Here is a 14,086-nt window from a genome sequence, read left to right as displayed (position 1 = left end):
ATATTAATTATTTTGAAAAGCAAAAATAAATTTTAAATAAATTAATTCCTACCCTTTTCGTTAAAATACAATTCGTTTAAGGGCTCGCTCTGCCAGTATTCCTTGGTATTGATATCCAAAATCGTAAGCGGACCTCTAAATGCTGCGCCCGTATCGACATTCCAAACACAGGCTCTGTTTACCGGAATTGTTTGTCCAATTCGTGTTACTGGGGTATGTCCAATGTAAACTTCTTTATAAACGGTAAATCTCTTCGGATAGTTTACATCATCCTCTTTTAATTTTGGATCTAACGAAAGGGCAGTTTCCCAAAGCGTTCTGTCCCAGTAAAAAAGCTTAGAAAAATATTCCCATTTTACGCCGTTTAAATTGGTAAATCCGGCATGAACAAACAAACGGTTTTGATCGTCAAGATAATAGTCTTGAAGATTTTCTAGAAATTCAATATGTGTTCTCTTTTTATCTGCTGAAATTTTTGCGTAACCTTCAACAGTAGCTTTTCCGCCATGTTTGTACCACATTTCTTCGTCAAAATCATCGTGTCTTTCTTCTAGCCAGTCCAACGCCAGCTGATCATGGTTTCCTCTAATAAAAACACAGTTTTGTTTGCTTTTTAAATCAATCAAATAGTCGATTACTTCCACAGACTGACTCCAGCCGTCTACATAATCGCCCAAAAAAATTAGTGTATCTTCTGTGGTAACTTTAGCTCTTTGAATCACTTGTTCAAGTGCAAGTAATCCGCCGTGAATGTCACCTATAACAAATGTTCGCATTATTTAATTTTTCGAGTAGAAGAACAAAAATAAGGAAAATGATTTGTTTAAAAATAATAAGATGATAATCTTTAATTTTTAGGAATATTATCTTATTAAAATACCTTTTAATGAATAGTTTATTAATACTATATTTGCCGCTAATTTATAAAACAAAACCTACTAAGATGAAATTAAAATTTATTTGCCTTGTACTTGTTTCTGTAATATTTTTTTCGTGTTCTAGTGAAGATGAAAAATCAGAACAATTTACATTTCTTGAATTTGAGAAAGATGTAATGTTGCCAGCTGTTAATAGTCATGATATTAGTTTTTTAGCTTTAAATTTTGATAATAATGTAAGTCATTGGGATTTTAAACTTACAGATAATGATGGTAATGCTGTTCCTGTTGAAGCAATAAACGTAGAAAGAACTATAACTTCTATCGGTGATATTAATGTTCAAAGAATAAATTTTAAGGCACACCCTAAATCAGAAGGACTTTATACTTTAGTAATTAAAAATACTATAACAAATCAACTTTATACGGATTATTTTTTAGTAGAGAGTGGAGTTTTTAATGAAATGGAATATTCGTACCCGTCGTCATATACCTTGAATGCTAACAATCAAGAAAAACCGACTGCAGATTATCTTTATTTCCAAAATATCAAAAATACTATTACCAGTAATTTATTGACTACTGGTATTAAAAGCGTTACACTGCAAGATAAAAAAACTTTAAAAGAATATAATTTAGATTTTTCTGTAAATGCTCAAACAAAAAAAATCGAGTTTGTAATTTCTACTGGAGTTCCTGAGGGAAATTATTTCTTGTCTGTGCGATATAATAATTTGATAAATAATTATTTTGAAAAAGATATTGTGGTTCAAGCAGAAAAATTACCAAAGCTTAGTTCTATTAATAAAAACATTTTTCAAGGAGGAGAGACATTGATTCTGAAAGGACTTAACTTTAATTATAACATTAATGAAGAGTATATTCCGTCATTAAATAACCGTTACAACATTGTAACAACGGCGCTTATTTTTACTGATAAGTACAAAGCGGGAGAAATCTTTTTATATGCAGAGAGTAAAACTTCAAATAAAAATATCAATGCAGCTGGTACTGAAATTAACTATGTAATTCCAAAAAACACAGGAATAGATGATTTCTTCTTTGTAAGTGACCAATCTGCAACCTTTTTTGAAGGTACAGTTGCTGTAAGAGTAGGGCCGTATACCAGCGAGGCACTCCCAATTAGAGTTAATCTTAAATAAAAAGGAAATTTGAATAAGTTTAAAAAGCTGTAAGATATAAATTACAGCTTTTTTTATATCTGTTTTTGAGATTCTTTAGTTGCTGTTCTTTAAAAATTGATATGATTTATAACTATTTACAGCGTTTTTTTATTGCTTTTCCTCTGTAAATTTGCATAATGTCTGAAACACCAACATATCGCAAAATCATTCACATTGATATGGATGCTTTTTACGCATCGGTAGAGCAGATGGATAATCCGGAATTAAGAGGAAAACCGGTTGCTGTTGGTGGTTCAGAAAATAGAGGAGTGGTTTCGGCAGCAAGTTATGAAGCTAGAAAATTTGGTGTTAGAAGTGCGATCAGCGGGGTTTTGGCTAAAAAATACTGTCCAGATATCATCTTTGTCCGCCCAAGATTTGACCGTTATAAAGAGATTTCATCTAAAATTCATAAAATCTTCCATGAATATACTGATCTGGTTGAACCTCTTTCGCTTGATGAAGCGTATTTGGATGTTACCCAAAATAAAAAAGGAAATCCAAGCGCAAGTCTTCTAGCTCAAGAAATTAGATCAAGAATTCTCAGTGAAGTTGGTTTGACAGCTTCTGCGGGTATTTCAATTAATAAATTTGTTGCCAAGATTGCCAGCGATTATAATAAACCAAACGGACAAAAAACAGTAAATCCAGATGAAATCGAAGCTTTTTTGGAAGAGCTGCCTATTCGTAAATTTTATGGAGTAGGAAAAGTGACAACCGAAAAAATGTATCAGCTTGGAATTTTTACGGGAACTGATTTGAAAAGTAAATCATTAGAATTTCTGGAAAAACACTTCGGGAAATCGGGAGTTTTTTATTACAATGTCGTTCGTGGCATTCATAATAGTGAAGTAAAATCGTCTCGAATTACCAAATCTGTAGCAGCAGAACATACTTTTGATGTTAATCTTTCTTCAGAGATTTTTATGATGGAACAGTTGGAAAGAATTGCAGTTTCATTGGAAAAACGGCTCAAAAGACACAATATTTCAGGTAAAACAATTACTTTGAAGATTAAGTACAGCGATTTTTCACAACAAACCAGAAGTAAAACCCTGCCGTATTTTATTTCGGATAAAAGCTTGATTATGGAAAACGTGGAAGAATTGTTATATCAGGAAAAAATGAAAGATTCGGTTCGTTTGCTCGGAATTTCTTTAAGTAATTTAAATACGGAAGAAAAAAAGGCTGTAGTTGTGCAACTAAAATTTATGTTTTAGTACTATTTTTAACACATATATCACAGTAATAGTTAGGGGGTAATGGGGTTTTTAATTTACCTTTGAAAGAAAACATTTGTTGATGATCTAAACTAGGTTTATATGAAAGATACAAACTCTGACGATTTATTGCAACGAAATACTGTTCCGATTCTTTCTTGGGATTTTCATTATGAATATGTAAAAGAATTAAAAGATTTAACTGCTGATTTGGAAAAGGTGGATCAGATTTCTACTCAATTTACCTGGGATGAAAAAAAGCTGAATATCAAAGAAAGAATCAAAGAAGAAGTTGTTGTGGTAACTGATTTAGATTTGAAAATTGTTTTCGTTTCGAGTGGTATCAAAAAAATGACGGGTTACAAAGCAGAAGAAATTTTAGGCAAAACACCAAAGATGTTTCAAGGACCTACTACTTCAAAAAAGACTTTGAAAGAAATCAGAGAAGCTTTGGCGAAGAAAATTCCATTTAAAAAAACACTGGATAACTACAGAAAAAATGGGAAAACATATAAATGTAAAATTGATGCTTCGCCAGTTTATAACCTAAAAGGAGAAGTTTCCCATTTTATAGCTTTTGAAAAGCAGGATTTAAGTGCTTGATTTGCCACAAAGGCTCTAAGACGCTAAGTTTTATTTAATATAGAAATAAAGAAACCGCTCTATGAGCGGTTTAACTTTTATAAAAAACTTTGTGTCTTAGTGCCTTTGTGGCAAAAAATTATAAATTAGCAAAGAAATCATTTCCTTTATCATCTGTAATAATAAACGCAGGGAAATCTTTCACAGTAATTTTACGAACGGCTTCCATTCCTAATTCTTCAAAATCAACTACTTCCACTTTAAGAATGTTGTCTTGAGCCAAAATAGCTGCAGGACCTCCAATAGAACCTAAATAGAATCCGCCGTATTTGTTGCAGGCATCCGTAACTTGTTTGGTACGATTTCCTTTTGCAAGCATAATCATACTTCCACCATTTTTCTGGAATTCATCTACATAAACATCCATACGGCCGGCAGTAGTTGGGCCAAAACTTCCAGAAGCCATTCCGTCTGGTGTTTTAGCAGGACCAGCATAATAAACGGGGTGATTTTTGAAATAATCAGGCATTGGTTTTCCAGCGTCTAATAATTCTTTGATTTTGGCGTGAGCAATATCTCGGGCAACAATTACAGTTCCGTTTAATTTTAAACGTGTTTTAACTGGATATTGAGATAATTTAGCTAAAATATCTGCCATTGGCTGATCTAAATCAATTTCTACAGGAGCTTCTAAATGCGGCGCTGTTTCTGGTAAAAACTGTTTTGGATTTACTTCCAACTGCTCAACAAAGATTCCTTCTTTAGTAATTTTTCCTTTGATATTTCTATCCGCAGAACAAGAAACGCCTAATCCAACTGGACAAGAAGCCGCGTGACGTGGTAAACGAATTACACGAACGTCATGTGTGAAGTATTTTCCACCAAACTGTGCTCCGATAGCACTTTCCTGACAGATTTTCTGAACACGTTCTTCCCATTCGTGATCACGAAAAGCCTGACCAGCCATGTTTCCAGTAGTTGGAAGATGATCATAATATCCTGCAGAAGCTTTTTTAACAGCACTTAAGTTCGCTTCAGCAGAAGTTCCACCTATTACTAAAGCTAAGTGGTATGGAGGACAAGCAGAAGTTCCTAAATCTTTAATTTTGGTGCGAATGAATTCATCTAATGATTTTTCATTCAACAAAGATTTTGTTTGTTGGTATAAGTATGTTTTGTTAGCAGATCCTCCGCCTTTTGCCATAAACAAAAAGTCATAAGAAGTTCCTTTTTTAGCATAAATGTCGATTTGAGCTGGAAGATTTGAACCTGAATTCTTTTCTTCAAACATCGAAATCGGAACAATCTGCGAATAACGTAAGTTTCTTTTTTGGTATGTATTAAAAATTCCTCGGCTCAACCATTCAGCATCATCAACACCAGTAAAGATGCTTTCTCCTTTTTTAGCCATTACAATAGCTGTTCCTGTATCCTGACAACTCGGTAACTGACCTTCGGCTGCTACTGAAGCATTTTGAAGTAAATTGTAAGCAACAAAACGATCGTTGTCTGTAGCTTCTGGATCGTCTAGAATTTTTCTTAGTTTTTGCAAATGTGTCGTTCGCAACATAAACGAAACATCAGTTAAAGCTTCTTCAGCTAATAATTCTAAACCTTTTGGATCAACAGTTAAAACTTCACGTTCTCCAAATTGCTCCACTTTCACAAAATCTGAGGTGATTTTGCGATACTGCGTATCGTCCTTTAAGATCGGATAAGGATCTTGGTATATAAAATCAATCATTGCTTTGTTTTTTTTTACAAATTTAGAAATTATTTACCTAAGAAAGAATTTGAATAAGGCCTTCTAGACAGTTTTATTCGGTACTGTTGAATTGATCAAAAGTCATCTTTTTTTGAAAGTATGCTTTGTCTTTTGCTGATAATAATTTCTTGCTCCATTGGTTTCCGTTTAATTCAAAACTAATTGAATCTGAGTGTGTAAGAACTCCCATGTCCATGTTGTCATCTTCATCTGCCGGCACAAATGCAACAGTTTTGCAATAAAAAGATTTTGGATCAGAATCATTAGAAGGATTTACAATTTCCAGCCAATTTCCCCAACCGCTGTCTGACATGGTATTCCATTGATGAACAAGCTGTAAAGAATTGTTTTTGAAGTAATACAAATAGTTTTCATGTACATAACCACAAGCAGGATATCCAAAACCTAGCTGTATGAAAGGAGAATTTTTATGAGAAGTATTGGTTAAACCAATAGAGCCTCCCCATTCTGATCCTTTCTCGTAATTTTTAATGACAACTTTAGAAGAAATCAATTTGTTTTTATTCTGATAAAAATCCAATCTGAACTTTGAAGTCATTATGCTGTCCTGATCGGCCTTTAGATCTACAAGATTTGCTAAAACATGTGTAATTGAACTATTTTTATCTTCAGAAAGATAAATAGTATCCGTTCGAAGAGCACGTTCATCAGCAGTATCATCGTTTGTGATCATAGCAATTTCTTGCGGCACGGGCAATTCTGTAACGGCTTCTGGATTAGTAGGTTTGTTTTGACATCCGATTAAAAGTAGTAAGGAAAAGAAAATTGGGGTTTTCATGGTATTATTTTAGATTTTCAAAAATAAATTTTTCATCGTATTGGATGCTAAATTTATTCAGAAAATTTAAATATTCCTCATTAAAGCTTTGTTTTTTGTGATGCTCTTTTTGATTTTGAATGAGATTGGTTCAAATTAAAAAAACCAAGTCGCCACAAAAATAGCCGTAATCACGCAAATCAAATCAACCAAAAGCATTGTACCCAAAGCGTAACGTGTGTTTTTTATGTTTACAGACCCAAAATAAACTGCAATTACGTAAAATGTACTTTCGGCGCTGCATTGAAAAATACTGCTCAATCTAGCCGTTAAAGAATCGGCACCAAAGGTATTCATCGAATCAATTAAGAATCCGCGAGAGCCTGCAGAACTAAACGGACGAAGCATCGCAACAGGCAACGCATTAGTAATTTCTTTACTTACACCCATATTTGAAAATACAAATCCGATTCCGTCGCTGATAATTTCAAATAAACCGCTGTTTCTGAATAAGGAAATTGCAACTAACATCCCTAAAACATAAGGGAAAATCGTAACTCCTGTTTTTACTCCATTGTTTGCTCCGACTACAAAAGTGTCAAAAACGGTTGTATTGGCATCTTTGAACTTTTGTTCATGTCTGAAAGAAAAAATCAACGTGAAAACGATGATCGTCAATAATATCAATCCTGAAAGATTAGAAGTAAAATAGTTTTTTCCAATTAAATCCAAATGATTAACATACATCAATAAACCAACAATAGCAGCAATTAAACCCATTAACCCAATAAGAAGTGAAGCACTTTTAAAGTTGATTTTCTGTTTGATACCCACAATTAAGAACGCAGCGATTGTACCAATGAATGAAGTGATAATACATGGAAGCATTACATCGGCTGGATTACTGGCATTTGCAGCAGCGCGATAACCGATAATTGAAGTAGCAATTAAGGTTAATCCCGAAGCATGAAGACACATAAACATAATCTGTGCATCACTGGCTTTGTCTTTATCTGGATTTATTTCCTGTAAACTTTCCATGGCCTTAAGTCCAAATGGAGTCGCAGCCGAATCTAATCCCAAGAAATTAGCAGCAAAGTTTAAAGTCATGTACGATATCGAAGGGTGATTTTTAGGAATACTTGGAAAAACTTTTACGAAAACCGGACTTAAAGCCTTTGCCAGATTTCCAGATGCTCCAGAAATAATTAAAAGTTCCATTAATCCGCAGAAAAAGGCCAAATAGGCAATAAGCGGTAAAATCAAATCGACTAAAGTACTTTTACAAGTTGGCAGTAAACCATCAGATTTTTGAAAGCCACTGAAAATTTTTACGGTTTTATTTTTATAAACGTAAGTCGTGTCGGCATTTAGCGTATCACGATTAACGATCATGGTTTGGTCTGGCGCTTTTTGAATGCTGTCTTTGATAAAAGCAGGAAGTTCTTCGATGTACTTTTCTGAAACTAAAATAGGATCGTCTTTTTTTCCATTTAAAACAGAATCAATAGTATATGTATTGGCAGTAAATAAACTGGCTACAATGAAAATAATCGAAGAAATAAAAATAACTAACCAAAATCTGCTCAATACCATAACTATAATTTTTTGTAAATGTAATTATTTAGCAATAATAAGCATAAAGATTTTAGTAGTCAAACGAGAAGTGTTTACGAAAAACAACGATATTGAAGATAAAATGCAATCTATTCAATCACAATTTTAGTTCCCATATAATTTTGAAAAGCTTTAATTCCTTCAAACAAAACTTGTTTTTTAGAACTTTCGGTCTCATTAAAAAACTCCGTTTCAATTTTGATGTGATCTTTTTTAATGGTTCTTTTCCATATTCCAATTACTTTTCCGTTTTCTAAAATGATCGGTTTAAAAATACCATTATTGGTAAAAGTTTTGGATTGATGATTTCCTGAAAAGGAAACTTCTCGTGTTTTGTACGAAATTAATATCTCATCGAAAGCAGGAAGAAAATGAATGCTTTCACGAAAGGGATTCTCTTTTTTATAATTTTTTCCGAACCAAAACATCTGATTATCAATAGTAATACGGTTTAAATGCAACTCAATTGCATCAATAGCTGACTTGCAAATTGTCGGAGAAAAACCAGACCACCACGAAAAATCGAGCAAAGTTGCCGGGCCGTGACTTTCAAAATAGCGCTGAGCAAGTTTGGCAACACCTTCCTCTTTTGTCAGTTTCGTTTTTGGCCTTTCGACACGTTCTTCAAGTAGAGCATAGGTAATTTGTTTGCCTTTCATTCTTCCGTTGCACACCAAACCGTCTAACTCGGCATTCATCATTATAATAACGGGTGATAAATCGCCAGCTTTTTTTTGAATGTTAAGTTCCTTCATGATTTCCTCTCGTGTTAAATGGTTATTTCCCGATAAAAGTTTTTCTATAGTTGCATTGACTTGATCAAATTTCTTTTGATCAAAACCATGCTGTTTGGCCATTGTAGCAAAGAGACGCTTTACTTGTGGCGCGGAAAGTTCCAGCATCCAATAAATATCATCAGCAGCAACAAAATGCCAGGTTGGGCGGAGTATATGAGTTCTGATGATTTTTCCAGAATTGACAGCTTCTTCAATTTCTTTTTCAGAAGCATCACATCGTGATCCAATCGCCCATTTTGCCATAGCATAATCTTGTGCCTGCATGGCACCAAAATGGCGAACAACTTCCTGCGGTGTACATGAAGTAGTCTTAAACAATTTTTGAGCAACCAGACGATGATGTGAAATTTCAGAATGAATCATATTCAAATAGAATTAATCGTTAACTAATTTGATTTGTTTTTGACGATTGGTAAATTTTATTCTAATCAATAAAAAGAACAAAATGGTTTGTTGAAAAGTTAAAAGATAATAGCCTATTTGCAAGTCATCAAGTTTACGTGAAATGCCTAGAGTAACCAAGAAAATTAGCGGTATTATATTAAAAATCAAGAGAAAGGTATATTTTTTGTAATGAAAAAATAGTGCTGAAAAAGTAAAAGGAGATAGTATTAAAATGGATAAGATTACTTCTATAATATTTTTAAAATGAAAATATCGAAAAGATACATTTTTTAAAATCGCTATAAATGAAGTAGTTTTTTGTTCTGGATATTTATTGGTAGATATAAAATCACAATGTATAAGATGATCTATATCAAATGGTAAAAAAAGTGAAACGAAGCCTATAATAAAAAGACAATAAAATAGAATTTTGTTATTCATAAACGATTTCTAAACGTGAATAATTTCCTCATCAATTAGTAAATCTTCTCTTCTTAAGCGAAGAAAAACCTGAGCTACAGCGATAGTATCTTTTTCGCAATAGGTTATAATTCGATCAATATCTTTTTCGACATAATACACATGACCCACCTGACTTCCGTCGATATCGCCTTTTGGCGATGGTACGCCAAGAATCTTGGTAAGCAGTTTTAGAGAAGTAAAATGTTTATAATCGCCAAACTTCCAAAGTTCTAAAGTATCCAGATGAGGAATCTCCCAAGGTTTCTTTCCAAAAAGATTTAGTTTATCTGGAATCGGCATTTGGTTAATAATCATTCTTCTGGCTATAAACGGAATATCAAACTCTTTTGAATTGTGTCCGCATAACAAATGCTGTGGCTGGTTAAAATGATTGTTGATCAGATTAGAAAAGTCTTTTAGAATTTTCTTTTCTTCCCCGAAAAAAGAAGTAACTCTAAAGTTTCGAATGTCTCCCTTGATTGTAAAAAATCCAACAGAGATACAGATGATTTTCCCAAATTCAGCCCAAATACCGGCACGTTCGTAAAATTCTTCTGGGGAGAATTCATCTTTTCGCTGGTATTGTGTTTTCAAATCCCAAAGCGTCTGCATTTCCGCGTCAAGCGAATTGAAATTTTCTTCTTCTGGAACGGTTTCTATATCAAGAAAGAGAATGTTGTTGAGATTTATTTTTTCAATCATAGTTTTGATGTGGTTTTTATAGCCACGAATTCACGAATTTACTCTGACTTTTTTATTTGATATAAATGTACACAAATTTGATTTTAGTATTTTTAAAAAACACAAACCGAATGAATTTTCTTATGTAAAAAGTGTTGAAATATAAGTTAAACGAATTAATTAAAAAGAAAATTCGTGAATTCGTGGCTATAAAACTAAAATAAACTTTGCTGTGGAGATGGGCATTCATGTTCCAAAAGCCATTTCTTGCGGGACAATCCGCCTGCATATCCTGTTAGTGATCCGTTTGTTCCGATAACTCTGTGGCAAGGAACTACAATCCAAAGCGGATTTTTTCCATTTGCCGAAGCTACTGCACGAATGGCTTTAACATCGCCCAGTTTTTTGGTCTGATCCATGTAGCTAACCGTTTTTCCGTATGGGATTTCTAATAAGGATTTCCAGACTTTCTGCTGGAATTCGGTTCCCTGCGGATTTAGTTTGAGCTCAAAATCGGTTCTTTTGCCTTCGAAATATTCATTTAACTGCAAAACTGCTTTTTGTAAAACTTCGGGAATAGTCTGAGAAACTTCGTTTGTACCAACATCAGAAACTGAAATTACGGCAATACCATTTTCATCTCCAATAATTTTGGTGATTCCTAAAGGGGAGTTGATATAAACTGTTTCCATAATTTTTTTAACCGCAAAGACGCTAAGTTTAGCGCAAAGTTCGCAAAGTTTTTTTTAAACCATGTAAGTTATATAAGTAATTTAAGTTTTTGTTTTTAGGAAAAGCCTTTTTAAATGAACTTACATAACTTATACGGTTTTAATAATTCTCCAGCTTAAATTGATAGTTTAAAATTGTCTCAATTTTTCCGCTAGAAATAGTCTTTTTAATGTTTGATTTTTCAGAACTGAATTTCGGTAAAACCAGATTTAAATCTTTTGCTTTTTGTGTATAATATTCCTCTCTTGTAGGATGAAAAGATGCAACGGCATTGAAAACTTCATTCCATTTTGACTGTTTTATAATTTCTTCAATTATGCCAATACAATCTTTTTGATGAATTAAATTCACTGGAGCATCAGGATTTTCAAGGTTTTCTTTTCCAGTTAAAAATTTGACAGGATGACGATCTTCTCCAATTAATCCTCCAAAGCGCAGAATTGTTGTTTCGAAGTTTGGATTGTTTTGAAGTAAAGTTTCCGCTAAAAGCAATTGTCTGCCACTTTCTGTTTCCGGATTTGGAATAGTTTCTTCTGTAACCACGTTATTGTCATCTCCATAAACAGAAGTTGAGCTTACAAAAAGGATCTTTTTTATATTTGATTTTTCTACAAACGGAATTAGATTTTTGATTTTTTCCACAAAAACCTTTCTTTCAGAATCGGGATTTTCATTGCGAAGTTTAGGAGGAATGTTGATAATTAGCATTTCGCTTTCCGCTAAAAAAAGACCAATATTTTCAGAAACTCCATCAGCTTCAACATTTACCAAAAACGGAGTTATTCCAGCATCTTTTAAAATTGGAAGTTTGTTTTCAGAAGTAGTTGATCCGTTTACTGGATTTACTTTTTCGATTAGTTTTTTTGCCAAAGGTAAACCTAACCACCCGCAGCCTAATATACTTATTTGTTTCATTTTTTCTTTTAAAGGAGTAAAGTTACAAAGGTTCAGAGGTTTTTGTTTCACGCAGATTTTAAAAACATTTAAGTTGCATCCACAGATAATTATTTGCAGATTAAATCTGCTAAATCTGCGTGAAACAAACTAGATGATTGTTTGTGATTAAGTTTTTACAAAGTTAAAGTAAATCGGACTTTATCTTTTCCTTTTGCGCCCATTCTGTTATAGAATTTAATGGCTCTTTTGTTAAACTGAGGAGTCTGCCATTGTATATTAACACATTGATTTTGGATTCCAATTTCTTTTAGTTTAGCAATTAGGACTTCACCAATTCCAAAACTTCGTGCTTCTTCTTCTAAAAATAAACAGTCCATGTACAGAAAATTAGCTGCATCCCAAGTTGAAAAGTCAAAAGTATACGAAACATATCCCATAATAGTGTTTTTTACGACAACAACCAGGCAATGAAGTTTTGGATTTTCAGCGAAAAGTGCTTTTTTCAAACTTTCTTCTTTTCCTTCAGGAGAAAAGTCGGCTTTTTCAAAATCGGCATGTTTTTGACATAGTATTACCAGTTTAGGTAAATCGGTTACTTCGCAGTTTCTTATTGAATATTCCATTGGAGGTTAATTTCGTTTTGTAGAAAATGTATAAAATGCTGAAAATAATCAGGATTGTTTTCGTTGGCTCTTGTTGCTACATAATGTTTCCGTTTCAAACCATTCTTTCCGATTTTAACTGCTTTAATTGGATTATTTTTTAAATGTGGTTGTAATGCCCATTTTGCCATCGACATTACCCCCATATCGGCTTTTACCATTTCCAAAGAGGCTTCTGTTAATGGCATTGGCGTTATCTTTTTGGGTGAAATTTTGGCTGGAGCCAAAAGAAACTGGTGAATGGTAACGGTTTCAAGCGGCAACGAATGAATTATGAGATGTTCATTTACGAAATCTTCGGCAATCACATATTTTTTATCGGCCCAAGAATGATTATCAGAAACAACCATTACCATTTCATCCTGAAAAAGTTCGGTGTATTTGATATGATTATCTTTAATAGTATCGCTTACTATGGCAATATCGATAGTGTTTTCTAAAAGCTTCTGTAACGGAATATGTGTGGCTTCGGTTACGATTTTAAGCTCAACATTGGGATACAGAAGATGAAACTGTTTTAAAACCGACGGAAGCCAGTGATAACTCGAAAAACATTCGGTACTAATTCGGATTTCGCCAGATTCTCCAAAAACCATTTGCTTGATCTGACTTTCAGTTTCAGAAAGCTTGTTCAGGATTTCATTGGCCATTTCATAGATTTTTTTACCTGCTTTGGTAAGAACCAGTTTTTTATTGGTTCTTAAAAAAATGGCAGTACCCAATTGATATTCGGCTTCTTTGAGCTGATGGCTTAAAGCTGATTGTGTCAAATGAAGTTTGTCGATGGCTTTGGTTATACTGCCTTCTTCCACAATTGCTTTTATCAGTTTTAAATGTCGAATTTCCATTTTCCAGATGTTTACACAACAAAGTAACAAAAATTTAGATTGGCTTTTGCATGAAAAAAACTAATGCGATCCATGAATTCTTTTCGTTTTTCTGGTGTGTATTGAACTTTTACTTTTGGAAAATAAAATCATTAAAACATAAGTACAATGGAAACACAAATTAAACATTACGAGAATAAGTTAGCTTTTGAAATGGATCCTTCAGACTTATTTGACGCTTTAAACGATGGCGAAAAAATAGTAGTAATCGATGCCCGAAGAGCTTTTGGTTATGATGAAGAGCATATCCCAAATGCTATTAATATGCCGCACCGCGAAATGAATCTGGAAACGACACAACATTTGGACAAAGAGATTCTGTATGTAGTGTACTGTACCGGAATTGGCTGTAATGCTTCGACAAAAGGATCTTTGAACATGACCAAATTAGGATTCAAGGTTAAGGAACTAATTGGAGGACTGGAATGGTGGAAAATTGACGGTTTTTCAACAGAAGGCACAAAAGGTGTAAAAGAAGGATTAAAAGTGGAATGCGCTTGCTGAAAATAAAAAAAGGCAGACTTTAAAAATTATAAAGTCTGCCTTTTTATTATTTCTTA

The 14,086-nt window shown here is 33.4% G+C and carries 14 protein-coding genes and 1 pseudogene; 4 read left to right on the top strand and 11 right to left on the bottom strand.

The features are described 5' to 3' along the window. Positions 1 to 41 precede the first annotated feature (41 nt). Positions 42 to 776 carry a metallophosphoesterase family protein gene (locus P2W65_RS04585; RefSeq protein WP_289663791.1) on the bottom strand — a complete coding sequence of 245 codons (735 nt, stop codon included), beginning with the start codon at positions 774 to 776 and terminating at the stop codon, positions 42 to 44. 167 nt (positions 777 to 943) lie between these two features. On the opposite strand from P2W65_RS04585, the gene P2W65_RS04580 reads away from it, so the two are divergent. The 3 genes from P2W65_RS04580 (at position 944) to P2W65_RS04570 (ending at position 3,885) form a co-directional block, all read left to right on the top strand. After that, positions 944 to 2,041, top strand: coding sequence for a hypothetical protein (locus P2W65_RS04580; RefSeq protein ID WP_289663790.1), 1,098 nt, complete (start codon positions 944 to 946; stop codon positions 2,039 to 2,041). A gap of 158 nt (positions 2,042 to 2,199) precedes the next feature. Further along, positions 2,200 to 3,282, top strand: coding sequence for a DNA polymerase IV (gene dinB, locus P2W65_RS04575; RefSeq protein ID WP_289663788.1), 1,083 nt, complete (start codon positions 2,200 to 2,202; stop codon positions 3,280 to 3,282). Between the two features lie 102 nt (positions 3,283 to 3,384). Continuing rightward, positions 3,385 to 3,885, top strand: coding sequence for a PAS domain-containing protein (locus P2W65_RS04570; RefSeq protein ID WP_289663787.1), 501 nt, complete (start codon positions 3,385 to 3,387; stop codon positions 3,883 to 3,885). 118 nt (positions 3,886 to 4,003) lie between these two features. Here the strand turns inward: P2W65_RS04570 and P2W65_RS04565 are convergent, their stop codons facing one another. The 10 genes and pseudogenes from P2W65_RS04565 to P2W65_RS04520 form a co-directional block, all read right to left on the bottom strand. Further along, positions 4,004 to 5,608, bottom strand: a complete 1,605-nt coding sequence (locus tag P2W65_RS04565) for a fumarate hydratase (protein WP_289663786.1) — start codon at positions 5,606 to 5,608, stop codon at positions 4,004 to 4,006. Between the two features lie 73 nt (positions 5,609 to 5,681). Beyond that, complete coding sequence (locus P2W65_RS04560) at positions 5,682 to 6,428, bottom strand: hypothetical protein (RefSeq protein ID WP_289663785.1); 747 nt, start codon at positions 6,426 to 6,428, stop codon at positions 5,682 to 5,684. Between the two features lie 4 nt (positions 6,429 to 6,432). Beyond that, a pseudogene (locus P2W65_RS25435) lies at positions 6,433 to 6,549 on the bottom strand (IS200/IS605 family transposase); the annotation flags it as partial. Between the two features lie 14 nt (positions 6,550 to 6,563). Then, the gene (locus P2W65_RS04550) at positions 6,564 to 8,003 is read right to left on the bottom strand and encodes a nucleoside recognition domain-containing protein (RefSeq protein ID WP_289663784.1); all 1,440 of its coding nucleotides are present in this window, start codon (positions 8,001 to 8,003) and stop codon (positions 6,564 to 6,566) included. A 110-nt stretch (positions 8,004 to 8,113) separates the two neighbouring features. Next, a complete protein-coding gene (locus tag P2W65_RS04545) occupies positions 8,114 to 9,184 on the bottom strand; it encodes a winged helix DNA-binding domain-containing protein (RefSeq protein WP_289663783.1) in 1,071 nt (356 codons plus the stop codon). 471 nt (positions 9,185 to 9,655) lie between these two features. Beyond that, entirely contained in the window at positions 9,656 to 10,369 is a 714-nt protein-coding gene (locus P2W65_RS04540; RefSeq protein WP_289663782.1) for a 3'-5' exonuclease, read from the bottom strand. A 194-nt stretch (positions 10,370 to 10,563) separates the two neighbouring features. Continuing rightward, positions 10,564 to 11,040, bottom strand: a complete 477-nt coding sequence (locus P2W65_RS04535) for a methylated-DNA--[protein]-cysteine S-methyltransferase (protein ID WP_179003012.1) — start codon at positions 11,038 to 11,040, stop codon at positions 10,564 to 10,566. 139 nt (positions 11,041 to 11,179) lie between these two features. Continuing rightward, the gene (locus tag P2W65_RS04530; protein WP_289663780.1) at positions 11,180 to 11,995 is read right to left on the bottom strand and encodes an SDR family oxidoreductase; all 816 of its coding nucleotides are present in this window, start codon (positions 11,993 to 11,995) and stop codon (positions 11,180 to 11,182) included. A 155-nt stretch (positions 11,996 to 12,150) separates the two neighbouring features. After that, positions 12,151 to 12,600 carry a GNAT family N-acetyltransferase gene (locus P2W65_RS04525; RefSeq protein ID WP_289663779.1) on the bottom strand — a complete coding sequence of 150 codons (450 nt, stop codon included), beginning with the start codon at positions 12,598 to 12,600 and terminating at the stop codon, positions 12,151 to 12,153. Then, entirely contained in the window at positions 12,585 to 13,487 is a 903-nt protein-coding gene (locus P2W65_RS04520; protein WP_289663778.1) for a LysR family transcriptional regulator, read from the bottom strand. The genes P2W65_RS04525 and P2W65_RS04520 overlap by 16 nt, the downstream gene beginning before the upstream one ends. 147 nt (positions 13,488 to 13,634) lie before the next feature. Here P2W65_RS04520 and P2W65_RS04515 point away from each other — a divergent pair, with 147 nt between their 5' ends. Beyond that, the gene (locus P2W65_RS04515; protein ID WP_289663777.1) at positions 13,635 to 14,030 is read left to right on the top strand and encodes a rhodanese-like domain-containing protein; all 396 of its coding nucleotides are present in this window, start codon (positions 13,635 to 13,637) and stop codon (positions 14,028 to 14,030) included. The last annotated feature ends 56 nt before the right edge of the window (positions 14,031 to 14,086 follow it).

Source organism: Flavobacterium panacagri, from assembly GCF_030378165.1.
GTDB classification, from domain to species: domain Bacteria; phylum Bacteroidota; class Bacteroidia; order Flavobacteriales; family Flavobacteriaceae; genus Flavobacterium; species Flavobacterium panacagri.
This window is presented reverse-complemented; position numbering and strand designations above follow the sequence as displayed.

What these genes read in the sequence shown, in the direction of transcription:
- P2W65_RS04585 (WP_289663791.1), bottom strand. Translation starts at nt 776, where the DNA reads ATGCGAACATTTGTTATAGGTGACATTCACGGCGGATTACTTGCACTT.
- P2W65_RS04535 (WP_179003012.1), bottom strand. Translation starts at nt 11,040, where the DNA reads ATGGAAACAGTTTATATCAACTCCCCTTTAGGAATCACCAAAATTATT.
- dinB (WP_289663788.1), top strand. Translation starts at nt 2,200, where the DNA reads ATGTCTGAAACACCAACATATCGCAAAATCATTCACATTGATATGGAT.
- P2W65_RS04565 (WP_289663786.1), bottom strand. Translation starts at nt 5,608, where the DNA reads ATGATTGATTTTATATACCAAGATCCTTATCCGATCTTAAAGGACGAT.
- P2W65_RS04545 (WP_289663783.1), bottom strand. Translation starts at nt 9,184, where the DNA reads ATGATTCATTCTGAAATTTCACATCATCGTCTGGTTGCTCAAAAATTG.
- P2W65_RS04550 (WP_289663784.1), bottom strand. Translation starts at nt 8,003, where the DNA reads ATGGTATTGAGCAGATTTTGGTTAGTTATTTTTATTTCTTCGATTATT.
- P2W65_RS04515 (WP_289663777.1), top strand. Translation starts at nt 13,635, where the DNA reads ATGGAAACACAAATTAAACATTACGAGAATAAGTTAGCTTTTGAAATG.
- P2W65_RS04530 (WP_289663780.1), bottom strand. Translation starts at nt 11,995, where the DNA reads ATGAAACAAATAAGTATATTAGGCTGCGGGTGGTTAGGTTTACCTTTG.
- P2W65_RS04525 (WP_289663779.1), bottom strand. Translation starts at nt 12,600, where the DNA reads ATGGAATATTCAATAAGAAACTGCGAAGTAACCGATTTACCTAAACTG.
- P2W65_RS04520 (WP_289663778.1), bottom strand. Translation starts at nt 13,487, where the DNA reads ATGGAAATTCGACATTTAAAACTGATAAAAGCAATTGTGGAAGAAGGC.
- P2W65_RS04540 (WP_289663782.1), bottom strand. Translation starts at nt 10,369, where the DNA reads ATGATTGAAAAAATAAATCTCAACAACATTCTCTTTCTTGATATAGAA.
- P2W65_RS04580 (WP_289663790.1), top strand. Translation starts at nt 944, where the DNA reads ATGAAATTAAAATTTATTTGCCTTGTACTTGTTTCTGTAATATTTTTT.
- P2W65_RS04560 (WP_289663785.1), bottom strand. Translation starts at nt 6,428, where the DNA reads ATGAAAACCCCAATTTTCTTTTCCTTACTACTTTTAATCGGATGTCAA.
- P2W65_RS04570 (WP_289663787.1), top strand. Translation starts at nt 3,385, where the DNA reads ATGAAAGATACAAACTCTGACGATTTATTGCAACGAAATACTGTTCCG.